12 protein-coding genes are annotated in these 14,548 nt (G+C 39.8%); 6 read left to right on the top strand and 6 right to left on the bottom strand.

Annotated elements, in window-relative coordinates:
- The first annotated feature begins 24 nt into the window (after nucleotides 1-24).
- On the top strand, nucleotides 25-750 hold the full coding sequence (locus tag H5162_RS09955) for an AraC family transcriptional regulator (RefSeq protein WP_145236298.1): 726 nt from the start codon (nucleotides 25-27) through the stop codon (nucleotides 748-750).
- Here H5162_RS09955 and H5162_RS09950 read toward each other — a convergent pair.
- Both H5162_RS09950 and H5162_RS09945 read right to left on the bottom strand, forming a co-directional pair.
- On the bottom strand, nucleotides 747-1,622 hold the full coding sequence (locus H5162_RS09950) for a BadF/BadG/BcrA/BcrD ATPase family protein (protein ID WP_182734191.1): 876 nt from the start codon (nucleotides 1,620-1,622) through the stop codon (nucleotides 747-749). The two genes, H5162_RS09955 and H5162_RS09950, sit on opposite strands and share 4 nt — an antisense overlap.
- On the bottom strand, nucleotides 1,615-2,355 hold the full coding sequence (locus H5162_RS09945) for a copper homeostasis protein CutC (RefSeq protein WP_182760402.1): 741 nt from the start codon (nucleotides 2,353-2,355) through the stop codon (nucleotides 1,615-1,617). The genes H5162_RS09950 and H5162_RS09945 overlap by 8 nt, the downstream gene beginning before the upstream one ends.
- 399 nt (nucleotides 2,356-2,754) lie before the next feature.
- Between H5162_RS09945 and H5162_RS09940 the strand changes: the two genes are divergently transcribed.
- The 3 genes from H5162_RS09940 to H5162_RS09930 all read left to right on the top strand — a co-directional run bounded on the left by H5162_RS09940 (nucleotide 2,755) and on the right by H5162_RS09930 (nucleotide 9,862).
- Nucleotides 2,755-5,739: a TonB-dependent receptor gene (locus tag H5162_RS09940; RefSeq protein ID WP_182758287.1), complete on the top strand. Its 2,985-nt coding sequence runs from the start codon at nucleotides 2,755-2,757 to the stop codon at nucleotides 5,737-5,739.
- Nucleotides 5,740-5,897: 158 nt separating this feature from the next.
- A complete protein-coding gene (locus H5162_RS09935; RefSeq protein ID WP_182732275.1) occupies nucleotides 5,898-8,747 on the top strand; it encodes a discoidin domain-containing protein in 2,850 nt (949 codons plus the stop codon).
- A 116-nt stretch (nucleotides 8,748-8,863) separates the two neighbouring features.
- Nucleotides 8,864-9,862 (top strand): isoaspartyl peptidase/L-asparaginase family protein, encoded by a 999-nt coding sequence (locus H5162_RS09930; RefSeq protein ID WP_145235649.1) that lies wholly within the window; start codon nucleotides 8,864-8,866, stop codon nucleotides 9,860-9,862.
- Nucleotides 9,863-10,083: 221 nt separating this feature from the next.
- On the opposite strand, the gene minE is transcribed toward H5162_RS09930, so the two are convergent.
- Genes minE through minC form a run of 3 tightly spaced genes read right to left on the bottom strand, consistent with a single transcriptional unit; the run spans nucleotide 10,084 to nucleotide 11,874 of the window.
- Entirely contained in the window at nucleotides 10,084-10,353 is a 270-nt protein-coding gene (gene minE / locus H5162_RS09925) for a cell division topological specificity factor MinE (RefSeq protein WP_145235646.1), read from the bottom strand.
- 1 nt (nucleotide 10,354) lies between these two features.
- A complete protein-coding gene (gene minD, locus H5162_RS09920) occupies nucleotides 10,355-11,164 on the bottom strand; it encodes a septum site-determining protein MinD (protein ID WP_145235643.1) in 810 nt (269 codons plus the stop codon).
- Nucleotides 11,165-11,169: 5 nt separating this feature from the next.
- Complete coding sequence (minC, locus tag H5162_RS09915; RefSeq protein ID WP_182778403.1) at nucleotides 11,170-11,874, bottom strand: septum site-determining protein MinC; 705 nt, start codon at nucleotides 11,872-11,874, stop codon at nucleotides 11,170-11,172.
- A 169-nt stretch (nucleotides 11,875-12,043) separates the two neighbouring features.
- Here minC and H5162_RS09910 point away from each other — a divergent pair, with 169 nt between their 5' ends.
- Nucleotides 12,044-12,325 (top strand): YcgL domain-containing protein, encoded by a 282-nt coding sequence (locus tag H5162_RS09910; protein ID WP_182778401.1) that lies wholly within the window; start codon nucleotides 12,044-12,046, stop codon nucleotides 12,323-12,325.
- Between the two features lie 4 nt (nucleotides 12,326-12,329).
- A complete protein-coding gene (locus H5162_RS09905) occupies nucleotides 12,330-13,346 on the top strand; it encodes a lytic transglycosylase domain-containing protein (RefSeq protein WP_149980391.1) in 1,017 nt (338 codons plus the stop codon).
- A gap of 270 nt (nucleotides 13,347-13,616) precedes the next feature.
- Here H5162_RS09905 and H5162_RS09900 read toward each other — a convergent pair whose 3' ends face one another.
- The gene (locus tag H5162_RS09900) at nucleotides 13,617-14,096 is read right to left on the bottom strand and encodes a hypothetical protein (RefSeq protein ID WP_259398204.1); all 480 of its coding nucleotides are present in this window, start codon (nucleotides 14,094-14,096) and stop codon (nucleotides 13,617-13,619) included.
- Nucleotides 14,097-14,548 lie beyond the last annotated feature (452 nt).

Here is a 14,548-nt window from a genome sequence, read left to right as displayed (position 1 = left end):
TTGATATTTATAGAATATATTATTATGGAAGTACAAGGGATTATAAATAAAGCGGGCGTAAATCAACTGATCGCGGCATTTGATTTATTACCTGATATTTTGTTTTGGGTTAAGGATTCTGATAGCCGAATTTTATACGCAAATCAACACTTTATTGAGCATCAAGGGTATAAGTCATTAGAGCAGATTTTACTTAAAACTGATTTTGACTTTTCATCCAAGCACTTAGCATTTCAATATGTCAATGACGATAAACGCGTAATGAATGGCTATGTGGTTATTGATCGTTTGGAGCTAAACCAAACCTCAAATGGTGAATTGGCCTGGTTTTCAACGTCCAAAAAAGCGATTTTAACTGACGATGGTCAGATACTGGGCACCTATGGCGTTACACGGCATTTACAAAAAACATCAAAGGCTTTGTCGCATGTAAGAGCGATTGAAGGGCCAGTAAATTATATACGTGAACACTATCATCGTAATATCTGTATTGAAGAACTTGCCGAGCTTGCTCATTTATCGGTAAGTGCGTTAGAGCGGCGTTTTAAAAAACATTTAGCAAAAACACCTAATCAATTTATTAATGAAATACGTTTAGAAAACGCACGTAAGCTACTTGTTGAAACTCGTTTACCTATTTCACAAATAGCCTATCAATGCGGTTTTTCTGAGCCTAGCTATTTCAGTAAACAATTCAGACGCTTATTTGGTGAGATCCCTTCGCAAATGCGCGACCAAATTGAGCCCTAAGCCAGCCGTTTAGCTAATTGAATAGCGCCTTGCTCGGGCAGGTAATGCGCATCACATAGATAACCTTGTGCTTTGGTAGATAACCAAGGAGTAATTTTCTCGGCTGTGCCTCCCATTAATGTAATGTTGTAATAGCCATGGCTAACTAAATGATCGATATAACGGGTAATATAGCGCGCTGCTTGCTCTAAAATAATAATGGCCCAAGGATCATCTTGCATTGCGAAAACTAAAGGCGCAAAACCGGCAAAAAAAGCGGGTTTGGCATTGAGTGCTAATTCTGTCAGCTGGTTACTTGTATCACAACTAAGCTGTGCCAATAAGGTATTTATTAATGGGCTTGAGGGGGATAAGCCATCTAAAACCTCTAATGCATAACGAAATAAAGTTAAACCAATCCAGCCTCCGCTTGCGCCATCACTTAATAATAATCCATGGCCTCCTAATTCAATAACGTTACCGTTTTTTATTGCTCCAGCACAAAAGCCAGTGCCTAAAATAATAATCGCACCACTGTTATCACCATGGGCACCTTGACAGGCTATGTGTAAGTCAGTTGAAAAGTTAAATTGTGCAAATGGATGCTGCCACTGTGCCATCTTTTTATTTGCACCGGCAATGCCAGCGCCAGCGAGTCCTGCATAGGCATAAATTGCCCCAAGTGTTGATAGCCCTAAACCAGCCTGTTGTAATGCGTGTTTTGTTGCATCAATAATGGATTGCTGCGCCACTTCAACGGAGGTTGCAATATTTGCTGCACCGCTTACTGCCTCAGCAAGTAGGGTGCCTTGTGCGTTTTCAAGCCTGACTCGGCATTTTGTACCGCCGCCATCAATACCTAAATACAGGGGAGGTTGAGAGTGGTTAGTCATTTTTAGCCTGCTCGTTAGTTCGTTGATTTAAAATTGCGTTAATTAATAACGGATCCACCCAGCCATCCTTGTTGTGTACACCAGAGTAGGCATGTAGTGACACTAAATTATTGTTGGCAAGTTGCCAAAGTGTACTTGCATTATCAGTGGTTACGCCACCACCAATAACAATTTCTATATGATCATTGGCGTGGCTAATGATTGTTTGTATATGATTAAGACCTTGCATAACACCTTTATCATCAGTCCATTTAGTGCCATTTGTGAGGATACGATCAATGCCCAGTTCAGTTAATAGGTCAATTGCCTTTTCGCTGTCTTCTATACAATCAAAAGCGCGATGAAATGTCGTTGCTAAATTATATTTATGTGCGCAGGCAATAAGCGCTGTGGTAGCTGCGATATCAACGTCATTGGCGTTTAGCGCACCAAAAACAACACCGGTAGCACCTGCGTGCGCCGCGTGTGCTATTTGTGTAAGCATTAGCTTCAGTATTGTTGCATCAACAATAAATTGATTCGCAACAGGTCGTATCATGATAAGCAACTCGCCTTCTGAGGGCATTGCATGAGCTGCAATAGTCATTGCTGTTTCACTAGGAGTGAGACCTTCAAGTTGCATTGTGCTGCAAAGTTCAATTCTAGAGGCGCCAGCTGTAAATGCGGTTTTTACATTATCAGCTAACTGAATATGACTATCTGCGTTTAAACAGACTTCTAAATTTTTACGCATTGTTTCGTTCCAAAATACCAGCGATGTTGTTAACAATAAAATATTTAATTATATTAGATTATAATAGAATAAATAAAATTCATTTGTAAATCATGTTCTTATTTTTGTTTTTTTACTTTTCATGAATATGGGAAGTGTTTTTATATGCCATTAATTTAAGTTGACGACTATAAACTAGCTCAGCACTAATTGGATCTTTTTTTAACCTTAACGCCGATTTTGTTCTAGAGGCAACCGAATTTCTATTATCACTTTCTTCGACAGAACCCTATTCTTGAAAAGCAGTTTAACAAGCTATTAACTCAGATATGAAACGCCTTAAAGTTTATTGGCACGGATTATCGTGGGTTTTAAGTTACTAAATACAATCAATAGCACACAATAATACTGGAGATAAACATGACCAATAATAATAACAGTCGTGAATCGGCGGGTCTTGCTCGGCGATTTAAGAAATCTGCATTGCTTCTAGCGGTGATGGCAAGCTGTAATGGCGCATACGCACAAGATCAACAAAATGAACAAGAAAGCGATCTAGAAGTAATAGAAGTCAGGGGGATTCGCGCCTCGATGGCAGAAAATTTAGCGATTAAGCGACTGTCCAATTCGATTGTTGATGCAATCACCGCAGAAGATATAGGTAAATTTCCAGATAAGAATGTGGCCGATTCTTTACAACGAGTACCTGGTGTTGTGATATCTCGCAGTGGTGGTGAAGGCGAGAATGTTAGTATTCGTGGGTTGTCATCTGATTTAACCCTCACTCAACTTAACGGTAATTTTATTGCTTCATCACCGGGTTCTCCATCTCGTTCTTTTAGCTATTCTTTACTGCCTTCGACTATGGTGCAATCGGTTGAAGTTTTTAAATCATCAGAAGCTCGCTTAGATGAAGGCGGTGTAGGTGGTACGGTTATTCTAAATAGTCGTACGCCATTGGATATGGATGCAAACTCTGGTGCATTTAATGTTGAATACACTTATGCTGATGTAACAAAAGAGTATGAGCCTAATTTTAGCGGTGTGTATTCTTGGAAAAATGAAGATGAAAACGTTGGCTTTTTACTCGGTTATACTAAGCAAGATCGTACTAACCGCTCTCTGACTGGAGATATGTCAGGCGGAGGTGGTTGGCGATGGGCAACGGGGAGCGAGCAGCCAGCAACTGATGTAAATGGCAATGAAATTACTGACAGTACTCGGCGTTTTGGGGCGTTAGAAGATGCGTATGGTAATTCCTATGATGGTGTATGGGCACCGCAAGTTGCCGGTGTGGGCATTACTGAGGAAAAGCGCGAACGTGTTGGTGTGCAAGCGACAATGCAATGGCGACCAACAGATAATTTAGAGCTGACATTTAATCACTTTCACTTTGAATTAGGTCAAGATAGAACTACTTCACAACTGATGATCCCTGAATGGAAATATAACCCTGACTATTTAACCGGTGTAATACTTGATGAAACGGGCTCTATTGTTACTGGAATGGATTTCACCAGTGGTGCAGGCGGTAGTGAAGGCAATTTAGAGTTTCCTTGGATCATAGGTAGTTATACAAAAGAAAAAGATACTTCAGATACGTATGACTTTGCATTTGAATATGCAGGTGATGTCTTTGACCTTAAAGGCAAATTTGGTCGTACGAAGGCAAGCGGTGGGCCATCGGAGTCATTTAATGCAGCGTATAAAAGCGGTCAGCCTGGCAGTCGTAGTGATTCAGGAAAAAATGAAAATGCGGCATCGTTTGCAGGTTGGCGCTTAGGTGAACGTGTTTCTTTATATGCAGATCCAGCATTACTTGCGAATTTACAAGCAGGTATTGCAGGTGATCCTGATCCAGGTTCAACAGGCTCAAGTTTCATTGTCAGTGACTTAAAAGAAGACTATGGTCAACTTGATTTAGATTACCATGTTGCTTATGGCATAGTTGATACATTGCGTGTGGGAGTTAAGCATCGAAAAGCAAGTCTGCATCGGGAAACCAATAATACATTTTTTATTACTCAAGATGGTGCCGATCGCATTGCTAGTGGGGAACTTGATCCATTCAGTCAAGGTGCAATAGATGAAGTTGCCTATCAGTGGATTGGTGGCATGCCAAACCTTGAGGATGTATTAAATAAAGAATCGGAACAAAATATTGCGGGTGGGTTTGAAGTTAATACTATGCCGAGTATTAATTGGCAGCAATATCGGGATATTGTTACTAATGAATATGTTAAATATACACGCCGTGAACCCGATTTTGTTTTTGATATTGAAGAAAAAATAACAGCTGCTTATCTTCAAGCTGATTTTTCGTTTGGTGATTTTCGCGGCAATGTCGGCGTTCGTTATGTAGAAACGCAAACACAAATTATGTCTTCAGACAAAATAAACTACTTTTTAGATGATATAAATGATGCGACCGGTGAAGATATTCTTGGTGATGAGCGTTTGGTTGATGTTGAAACTACCACATTACGCACTGTCAAAGATGACAGATTCCTACCTAGCTTAAATTTAGTCTGGGAAGCGAGTGATTCTCTGGTTATCAGAGCCGCAGCTGCCAAAACTATGTCACGCGCACCTTTTAATGATTTAGGTGCACCGGAACAATTAACCTTCATATCACAAGAGTGGGCTGACGACCGACTCGAATTTAGAGGTAACCCAGTTGATCAAGGTTGGAGTGGATCGGGTGGTAATAAAGCATTACAGCCATTTGAATCTGTGCAACTCGATTTATCAGCTGAATATTATTATGGAAATGGTTCAGCGGTTGGCATCGCATTATTTAATAAGGACGTTGATAATTTCATAGTGCCTTTGATCATTACTTCAGAACGTCCATTCGATGGTTTTACAAATCCTTTTACTGGCGTTGAAATTGTTCCAGCTGGAGACATCACAGTAACACCATTTACCACCACTGCAAATGGTACTAATGCCACTTCTCGCGGAATCGAATTATTTGCTCAACATGCTTTTGATAATGGTTTTGGTATCAATGCTAACTATACCCTCAATGATACTAATCAAGCTGATGTCAGTGTTGATGGTGAAAAAGTAGGTGAATCAGCCTTAGTGGGCAGTGCCGATGATCAATTCAACTTTTCAGCTTACTTTGAAGACGATAACTACAGTGTTCGGGCATCTTATAACCGCCGTGGGAAAATGGCCTTAGGATTAGCTGATGGCTTAACTGTATCCCAAGAACCTTATCAACAAGTTGATTTAAATGCGTCATACAGCGTGATGGAAAATTTAGTGCTCTCGGCATCGGTTATTAATTTAACAAAAGAAGAGTCACGAACATTCTATGGTGATGATAGTAAAGCGCGACTTCGCAGTAGCAGCTATAGCGGTCGCCGGTATTATGCTGGACTAACCTATCGGTTTTAATTGTTAAGGTTTGGCTAAAACGTTTTATCAACAGGCTAACTAAGCACTTGTTAAAAAGAGTTTTTACGTACTCAGTGACAAGTTATAACCGTTTAATAAAACAAAATGAATACGGTTAGTTAGCGTGTTATCAACAGCTGATTTTAAAAGGCAAAATTATGAATACACTAAATATATTTAAACTTGTAGGGACCTCACTTTTAACTGCAAGTTTACTTAGCGCATGTGGTGGATCAAGTAATGACCCAAAAGTAGATAATGTACCAGTAACACCTGATGTTACACATGCTGAAATTGCAGGGACAATAATCAAAGGTGTTTTATCAAATGCAGATATCGCCGTTACTGCGCTCAATGGTAGTAATTTAACAATAAACAGTGCCAGCAATACCGATCAAGAGGGCCGCTTTTTTATTGAATTAAGCAGTGAGGCAGGTTTTGGGATCAATTCCACCGTAAAACTTAATATTTCAACCACGGATAGTTCTACAATGCAATGTGATGCGCTGCGCTGTGGTGATGCTGAATTTACACAATTAACCAGTGGTGCAGCAATTGCTGGGAGTGTATTTTCAACGTTAGGGCAATTAACGGTACCTTATGGCAATGATGCCGATGGTGTTGCAGACACAACTTTGCAAGCCAACGCATTAACAACTTTGGCGACTCAACTTGTAGAGCAACAAATTGCTGATGGTCGAAATGTATCAACTGCAGAGTTAATGGCATTAGCACAGGCGCAAATGTCTGCGTTGTTGTTGCGAACTATGGGTTGGCAAACGGGCAATACTAATGTTTTTAACATGGCAGTGATAAGTGCTGACAAGCTCGACAACTTCATACTAGGTGAAAGTTGTGAAGAAAATGATAGCGCAGAACAAGTATGCTCAACGCAATATGCAGATGAGGCAATAATTAAACTATCGTTGTTAAATGCTTCTTTTGCACAGTTTAGTGAATCTGATAATTTAAAATCAGTGATGGATAATGCGCAGCAGAATATTAGGGCTGCACTAAACGATGACGCAGATGCGCTAGCTGCCTTTCGTCAGCGTATTTATGATGCCATTAGCAGTCATCCTCTAACCACTGAACTAGGCTTAACTGCAGATTCGATAGTTGATCTGTCATTACCGCTTTTTGATGAAGCATTATCAACAGGCCCACTTCAAGAAATCACCACACAAGAGAACTTAACTGGTGCAGTATTTACAGCTAGAAACGCAATTAGTGATGCTGAAAGTGCAGCTAAAGCCTTTGATAATAACCTAGATACTAAATGGCTTGATCATAATGATTGGTTGGGGGCACCAAGTGAAGCATCACCTTCATGGATACAAGTTGATTTTGCAAAGCCACAGGCTGTAAATAGTGTATTCATTACCAGTGCTAACGATGCGCCAGAGCGAGACCCAGAGAATTTTACCATATTGGGGTCTAATGATGGTGGAAAAAGTTGGTTTGAGCTTGCAAATATTATTGGTGCATCATTCGAGGATCGGCTTTCTCGCCAAGAATTTAGCTTCGTTAATGGACAAAAGTACCTTAGTTATCGAGTTAATATTACAAAAAATAAAAACAATGATGGGTTAGTGCAAGTTTCGGACATTCAGATGGTAGGCCCTGTTTTTACAAGTGTTGATCATACTGATATTACCAGCGGTACTACCAGTGCTAGTAATAGTATTGGGGATGCAGAAAATGCAGATAAAGCATTTGATAATGACCCTACAACAAAGTGGTTAGATCACAATGATTGGCAGGGGGCTCCAACTGAAGACAAGCCATCATGGATACAGATGGACTTTGTAAGTCCTGTAGCCGTGGATCAGTTAGTAATTGTCAGTGCTAATGATGCGCCTGAACGTGACCCAGAAAACTTTGCTTTACTAGCTTCTAACGATGATGGCACCACGTGGCAAAAACTTGCAACTTGGGTAGGAGAATCATTCGACTCTAGAGCACAGCGCAGAGCGTTTTCTTTTTCTAATCAACTAGCATTTAGTAGTTATCGTTTAGAAGTGACCAAAAATAAGAATAATGATGGTTTATTACAAATAGCTGATATCGATTTAATTGGCCCTGAATTGCCAGGAGAAGATCATAGTAAAGTTGCAGGAGCAAGCTACAGCGCACGTAATAGTATCAGTGATAGTGAAGGTGCAGCGCAAGCATTTGATAATAATGTAAATACCAAATGGCTTGATCATAACGATTGGCAGGGACCACCAACTAATGCTGATCCAGCTTGGTTGCAAGTTATTTTACCGCAAGCAAAAGCAGTTAATACACTGACACTCACAAGTGCAAGCGATGCCCCTGAGCGCGATCCTGAATCATTTACTTTAATGGCATCGATGGATGGTGAAAACTGGTTGGATATCGGTGCATGGGTCGGCGAAAGTTTTGATCAGCGCCTAGAAAAAAGAACGTTTCCTGTGGCAAATACACTCGCGTATAGCCACTACCGACTTGCTGTAACTAAAAATGCCAATAATGATGGTTTAGTTCAAATTGCCGAAGTTGGTTTAATTGGTCCTGACTATGCTTTTAAAGATCTAACTTCACTTACCGGTAGTGTATTTAGTGCCCGCTTTAGTATTGGTGATGCAGAAAGTGCAGATAAAGCATTTGATGGTGATATACAGACCAAATGGTTGGATCATAATGATTGGCAAGGAGCGCCAACAGAAGAAAATCCAGCATGGATCCAAGTTGATTTTAGTGATCCGCAAACGGTCAGCGGTCTTGCAATAACCAGCGCCAATGATGCACCTGAACGAGACCCTGAGAACTTTAGTTTATTAGGTTCAAATGATGGAGGCCAAACCTGGACTGTTGTTTCATCATGGTTAGGCGAAAGCTGGGATGAGCGTTTACAACGTCGTTCATTTGAATTCAATAATGGTTTTGCTTTTTTAAGCTATCGTCTTAGCATTAGCAAAAATGCAAATAATGACGGATTACTACAAATTGCCGAAATCGAGTTACTCGGATTAGAAAAATAATTTTAATTACTTACAGGTCAGAGGGCTATCCCTCTGGCCTTATTTTTAATGATTCTGAGTGGGACTTTAAATAAAGCTGCAACGATATTACTAAAATGAATAACTAGGATTTAGTCATGAATAGTAAAAGACAATTTTTAAGACAATCGATAACCGCTGTACTAGCCGTAGGAGCGAGTACACTGACGGCAAAAGTATTGGCTCAAAAACAGGTCGTTAATAAATCAATTAAAAGCTTAAATTCGCAACTTAAACCCATAGTGGTCTCAACGTGGCAACATGGTATAGCGGCTAATAAAGCCGCGTGGCAGGTACTTGCTGAGCATGGTAAAGCCATTGATGCTGTGGAAGCCGGTGTGCGAATTCCTGAAGCAGACCCAAATGTGATGACAGTAGGATATGGTGGTTACCCTGACAGAGAAGGCAACGTTACTCTCGATGCCTGCATTATGGATGAAAATCAAAACTGTGGCGCAGTTGCATTTTTACAACACATTAAGCATCCCATCTCGGTTGCCCGGTTAGTGATGGATAACACCCCGCATGTGATGTTAGTAGGTGAGGGGGCGCTGCAATTTGCTAAATCACAAGGGTTTATAGAAGAAAACTTATTAACTCCGCAAGCCAAAAAGGCCTGGCAAGATTGGCTGGTGGAATCAAAATATGCGCCCGTGATCAATATTGAAAACCACGACACAATCGGCATGTTAGCGCTTGATAGTAATGGCGATTTATCTGGGGCGTGTACCACTAGTGGCGCGGCCTTTAAAATGTCAGGCAGAGTAGGTGATTCGCCCATTATAGGTGCCGGTTTGTACGTTGATAATGAAGTCGGTGCTGCAACGGCAACGGGCATGGGCGAGTTAATGATAAAAACGGTAGGCTGCCATTTAGTAGTTGAAATGATGCGCCAAGGTATGACACCTACTCAAGCGTGTAAGGCCGCAGTTGAGCGAATTGCCCATAAGCTGGGTGATTATAAACAGTTTCAAGTCGGTTTTTTAGCCTTGAGTAAATCTGGTGAATATGGCTCTTATTGTATTCAACCTGGTTTTAATTATGCAGTTACCTCAAAGGCAGGAAGTAAATTACTTGATTCGGCGAGTATTCTTTAAGTGCCGAATTAAAGAGTTTAAATAATGCGTGGTATTTTTTAAATATGTGCAGCAAACTATAGAACTTTATTTATCATAATGTCCTTTGATTGATACCTATAGCTAGACTAACAATCAACGACTGAGCTTTTTGTAACAGGCAATGATGTTGAACAGGAGTAATTTGAACATTAAATAAAGTAATAAAATGTGAAAAGGGCGCTGTAATAGCGCCCTTTTAGTTATTTCTTTTCTTTCTCTTCGTCAGGTAAAGTGACGTTGAGCTCTAATACCGCTAAGTCATCTTCGTTTTGATCGAATTGGACTTGAACGGCGTCATTACTGATGTTGACGTATTTACGGATAACATCAAGAATATCCTGTTTTAATTGTGGTAAGTAATCAGGTGTACCACGCTGTGAGCGCTCATGCGCAACAATGATCTGCAATCGCTCTTTTGCTAGTGACGCTGTATTTTTCTTTTCTGAGCGGAAGTAGTCAAGTAGTGACACGTTAACCTCCAAATATCCGTTTGAACAAACCTTTCTTTTCTACATCTAAGAAGCGAAATTCGACTGTTTCACCTAATAAGCGATTAATTGCATCGGCATAAGCTTGCCCAGCATCAGACTCTGTATCTAATATAACTGGCTGGCCTGAGTTTGATGCACTTAATACCGCTTGTGATTCAGGTATTACACCTAACAATTCGATAGAAAGAATATCTTGCACATCTTCAACTGACAGCATTTCACCTTTAGCTACTCGCTCTGGGTTATAGCGAGTCAGTAATAAATGTTCTTTTATGTTTTCAAGTCCTTCTTCAGCACGTTTAGATTTGCTATGCAAAATACCTAAAATACGGTCTGAATCGCGAACTGATGATACTTCAGGGTTCGTTGTAACAATTGCTTCATCAGCAAAGTACATCGCCATCATAGCGCCGGCTTCAATCCCTGCTGGCGAATCACAGACGATATAATCAAAGTCTTTTTTCAGCTCGTTTAATACGCGTTCAACACCTTCGCGAGTTAAAGCATCTTTATCTCGGGTTTGTGAAGCAGGTAATAAAAATAATTTATCTACCCGTTTATCTTTGATAAGTGCTTGATTTAAATTTGCTTCACCGTTTATAACGTTAACAAAATCATAGACAACGCGACGTTCACAGCCCATGATCAAATCAAGGTTACGTAAACCGATATCAAAATCTATAATGACTGTTTTATAGCCCTTAAGTGCTAAACCTGTGCCAATTGCAGCACTTGATGTAGTTTTACCTACACCACCTTTACCTGACGTAACGACAATGACTTTTGCCATAAGATTTATCCTTTAACCAAAGCTGAAATTTCTAATGATTCATTTTTTTGTTGGATTTGTGCAGCGTTGCCCCAGAACTCACCTTGCAGAGAATCGCTGATCCAGTAGTTGCCATTGATAGAAACAAGTTCTGCTTCTAATTTTTGGCAAAAAATACGTGCTTCGTTGTAACCTTGTGCGCCTGCTATTGCGCGACCACGTAACGTGCCATAAATATGTACATTGCCATCAGCAATGACTTCTGCACCATGGCTTACCGCACCAATGACGATTAAGTCACGGTCTTTAGCATACACTTGTTGACCAGAGCGCACTGTGCCATTGATAACTTGGGCAGGTAAGTAAACTGTTTTCTCAACAATTGAAGTATTACTCTGCTTTGTAATAGGTTCACTCTTAACGTCTTGTGAATAATTTAAAACTGAGAGCCCAGCGGCTTTGGCTTGCGTATGTTGCTCATCAGAGCCATTACAGACTCCAACAGCATTAAAGTTCATTCGTTCTAATAAAGACTTTAGATGAACAAAATCAACAAGATTATTTTTTATCTCAATTAAATTAACAACAATAGGAGCACCCTCAAAAAAACGAGGGGCTTGGGCAATTTTTATATACAGTTGCTCAGCTAACAGGTTTATATCAGTACTATAAAGATGTAAAACTGATAACGTAAAAAGATTCCCTTTTAGCTCAAAAGTTTGGTCCGACATACACGCTCAATTGAATAGTGTGATCAGAAATCAATTTTAGATAAACGCAGGCTGAATAAGGCCTGTGTTTATATGGATAAGGTGAAATTTCTAATCTAATTTTTCTAACTTATTATGACTCTCATGTTATAGTGTGCAGCACTGTTAAGCAAGATTTTATAGGGTCATAATGCTGACTGCGGTATATAAAAGTAAGAAAAAAGCGGATACCTTCCTTTTCGTAGAAAAAAGAGATGATTTTAGCAAGGTACCGGAACCTTTAATGGCTATGTTCGGTCAACCTCATTACGTAATGTTAATTAATTTAGCAAAACGAACGCATTTAGGCGGGGCTGATTTAAGTTTGGTTGAGGAATCATTAACTGATGTCGGGTTTTATCTCCAGTTACCGCCACCTGAAGCTAACTTACTAGCTGAGCATAGAAAACAAAATGGAGTTGATAGTGACTAAACATATAATGACTAAATTGGCTGCAATTTTATGTAGTGCCTGTATCAGTACATCGGCACTGGCCAAGACCCAAGCACAATTTGATGAATATGTTGCAGGTTTAAAACAAGAAGCAGCACAAAAAGGCTACGATAGTCAATTAATTGAAGATGCCTTCGCTACAGCACACTTTAAAGAAAAGGTAATTTCTGCTGATAAAAATCAGCCTGAAGTTAAAGAAACCTTAGAGACTTACTTACCAAAGCGTGTGCCACAATGGAAAATTGACCGCGCACGTAAACTATACGCTGAAAATAAAGATATTTTAGAACAAATTGCAGCCGAGTACGGCGTGCAAGCTCGCTTTATTGTTGCGTTATGGGGCCTTGAAAGTAATTTTGGTAAAATCCAAGGTGGTCACAACGTTATTTCATCGGTAGTCACGCTGGCTTTTGATGGCCGTCGCGAAACTATGTATAAAAACCAACTATGGGCCGCGCTTGATATTTTAAAGGAAGGGCACATTACTTTAGATAAATTCAATGGTTCATGGGCAGGTGCAATGGGGCAAACGCAATTTATGCCAACCTCATTTAATGCCTACGCGGTAGATTATGATAAAGATGGTCGAAAAGATATTTGGACCACCCAAGTTGATGCCTTTGCATCAATAGCTAACTATTTAAAGCAAGCTGGCTGGAATAGCGATCTTACTTGGGGTCGTCAAATTAAGTTACCACAGAGCTTCGAACCTAGCTATGTATTGCAACGTGGAACTAAAACACGTACTCAATGGTTAGAGTTTTGGGCTGATTCAGAGCGTTCGTTAGCTGATTGGCAAGCTTTAGGTGTACGTAAAATGGATGGTACTGATTTACCAGCCGTAGATGTAACGGCGGCATTGGTTATGCCTGATGATATGAATGGCCGTATGTATTTAGCTTATGATAATTACAAAGCGTTAATGCATTGGAATCGCTCATATTACTTTGCCACCAGTGTTGGTTACTTGTCTGATCGCATTGGTTACCCAGCGATTTAATAAGTAATTAGGTGCTAGGCTCTAGGTAATTAGGTACTAGGGCGTTTACAGAAAGCGCGAGTTTATCTCGCGCTTTGCTTTGTAAAAAATGTATAAACTTGCTAGGGTCGGTAGGCTTTAAGTTGTATGTCCGGAGTTAAACTTGACTGCGTAGGTTGGGTAGAGTGCAGCGAAACCCAACGAAAAATCCTCTGTAAACCTGAACTAAAAAACTGCATTAATTAATAAGCGTTATATTTATTCTGTGTTGTGTTTAAAAGCTTGTTATAACTACTTTTTCACCAGTTTCAAATTATAAAAATTATCTCTGATAAACTTATAAAGCCTTAAATTTGGCCCATGTTCTATTAAATCTTTAATAGGTAAAGTCCATTCATCAAAACCTTTCATTTTAATAACCAATATGTGCATCTCAGCTTCCTCTGCATTACTACCTGCGACAGCACGCTTATGGCCAATTTCATAACGCATGGATTCTAGTCGGTCTTTATAAATAACATCAGTACCGAACACACCATCTCGAATATGTAGTTTCCCTTTGCTAATCCACGCAGCTGGTTTAGTTCCGTTCTTAAACCAAAATATGAATGAAGCTAAGTAGCAAAGAGTAATAATTGATAATGAATACACCCATTCCAACCCAAGCTCTGCAAGTAAAAGTACCACAAAAATCATTGGTGATAGAGAGGCTAAAAATATCTGAAAATAATCTCGATTTCGAGGTAACACCATAATTGAATTTAACACCATAATTGAATTTAACACCATTCCTTAGATAGCATAGCGACTCAGCCTTCCTATTTGAGTAATTGATAATACACTAAAACGGCAATTATTATAAATCGTGATAATTCCAGTAATAACTGCTTTTGTAAACAGTTAATTAAACTAACTGGAATTATGGCTTGTAATTTTGCAACAAAACAACGGTGAATAAAGCTATCGGAAAAATCGCAATCTGTATTTACTTGTTACCTAACAGGTACAAGTTATCTTTTTTATTTACCACAAAGGCGCTTAGCGCTGCACCGAGTAAAAATTTTTGGACTTTTATTTACTTCTCGGTGAACTCGGTGAGAACGCCAGCACAGTGTCGACCATTTGGCTAACAGTTTGTGCAGCGAGTGGCAAATCGTGAGTAGGGCAACGCGGTTCACCGACACGGGCATACATTAAGCGCAGGTAATCATATATTTCGGTAA

The organism is Pseudoalteromonas sp. SR41-8 (assembly GCF_014163915.1).
Lineage (GTDB): Bacteria > Pseudomonadota > Gammaproteobacteria > Enterobacterales > Alteromonadaceae > Pseudoalteromonas > Pseudoalteromonas rhizosphaerae.
The sequence above is the reverse complement of the archived record's forward strand: the minus strand, read 5'-3'. Positions and strand labels throughout refer to the sequence as shown.

Bases quoted from the DNA above. Each gene is read 5' to 3' on its own strand.
- minD (WP_145235643.1), bottom strand. From the start codon at position 11,164: ATGGCAAAAGTCATTGTCGTTACGTCAGGTAAAGGTGGTGTAGGTAAA.
- H5162_RS09950 (WP_182734191.1), bottom strand. From the start codon at position 1,622: ATGACTAACCACTCTCAACCTCCCCTGTATTTAGGTATTGATGGCGGC.
- H5162_RS09955 (WP_145236298.1), top strand. From the start codon at position 25: ATGGAAGTACAAGGGATTATAAATAAAGCGGGCGTAAATCAACTGATC.
- minC (WP_182778403.1), bottom strand. From the start codon at position 11,874: ATGTCGGACCAAACTTTTGAGCTAAAAGGGAATCTTTTTACGTTATCA.
- H5162_RS09930 (WP_145235649.1), top strand. From the start codon at position 8,864: ATGAATAGTAAAAGACAATTTTTAAGACAATCGATAACCGCTGTACTA.
- H5162_RS09945 (WP_182760402.1), bottom strand. From the start codon at position 2,355: ATGCGTAAAAATTTAGAAGTCTGTTTAAACGCAGATAGTCATATTCAG.
- H5162_RS09900 (WP_259398204.1), bottom strand. From the start codon at position 14,096: ATGGTGTTAAATTCAATTATGGTGTTACCTCGAAATCGAGATTATTTT.
- H5162_RS09940 (WP_182758287.1), top strand. From the start codon at position 2,755: ATGACCAATAATAATAACAGTCGTGAATCGGCGGGTCTTGCTCGGCGA.
- H5162_RS09910 (WP_182778401.1), top strand. From the start codon at position 12,044: ATGCTGACTGCGGTATATAAAAGTAAGAAAAAAGCGGATACCTTCCTT.
- H5162_RS09935 (WP_182732275.1), top strand. From the start codon at position 5,898: ATGAATACACTAAATATATTTAAACTTGTAGGGACCTCACTTTTAACT.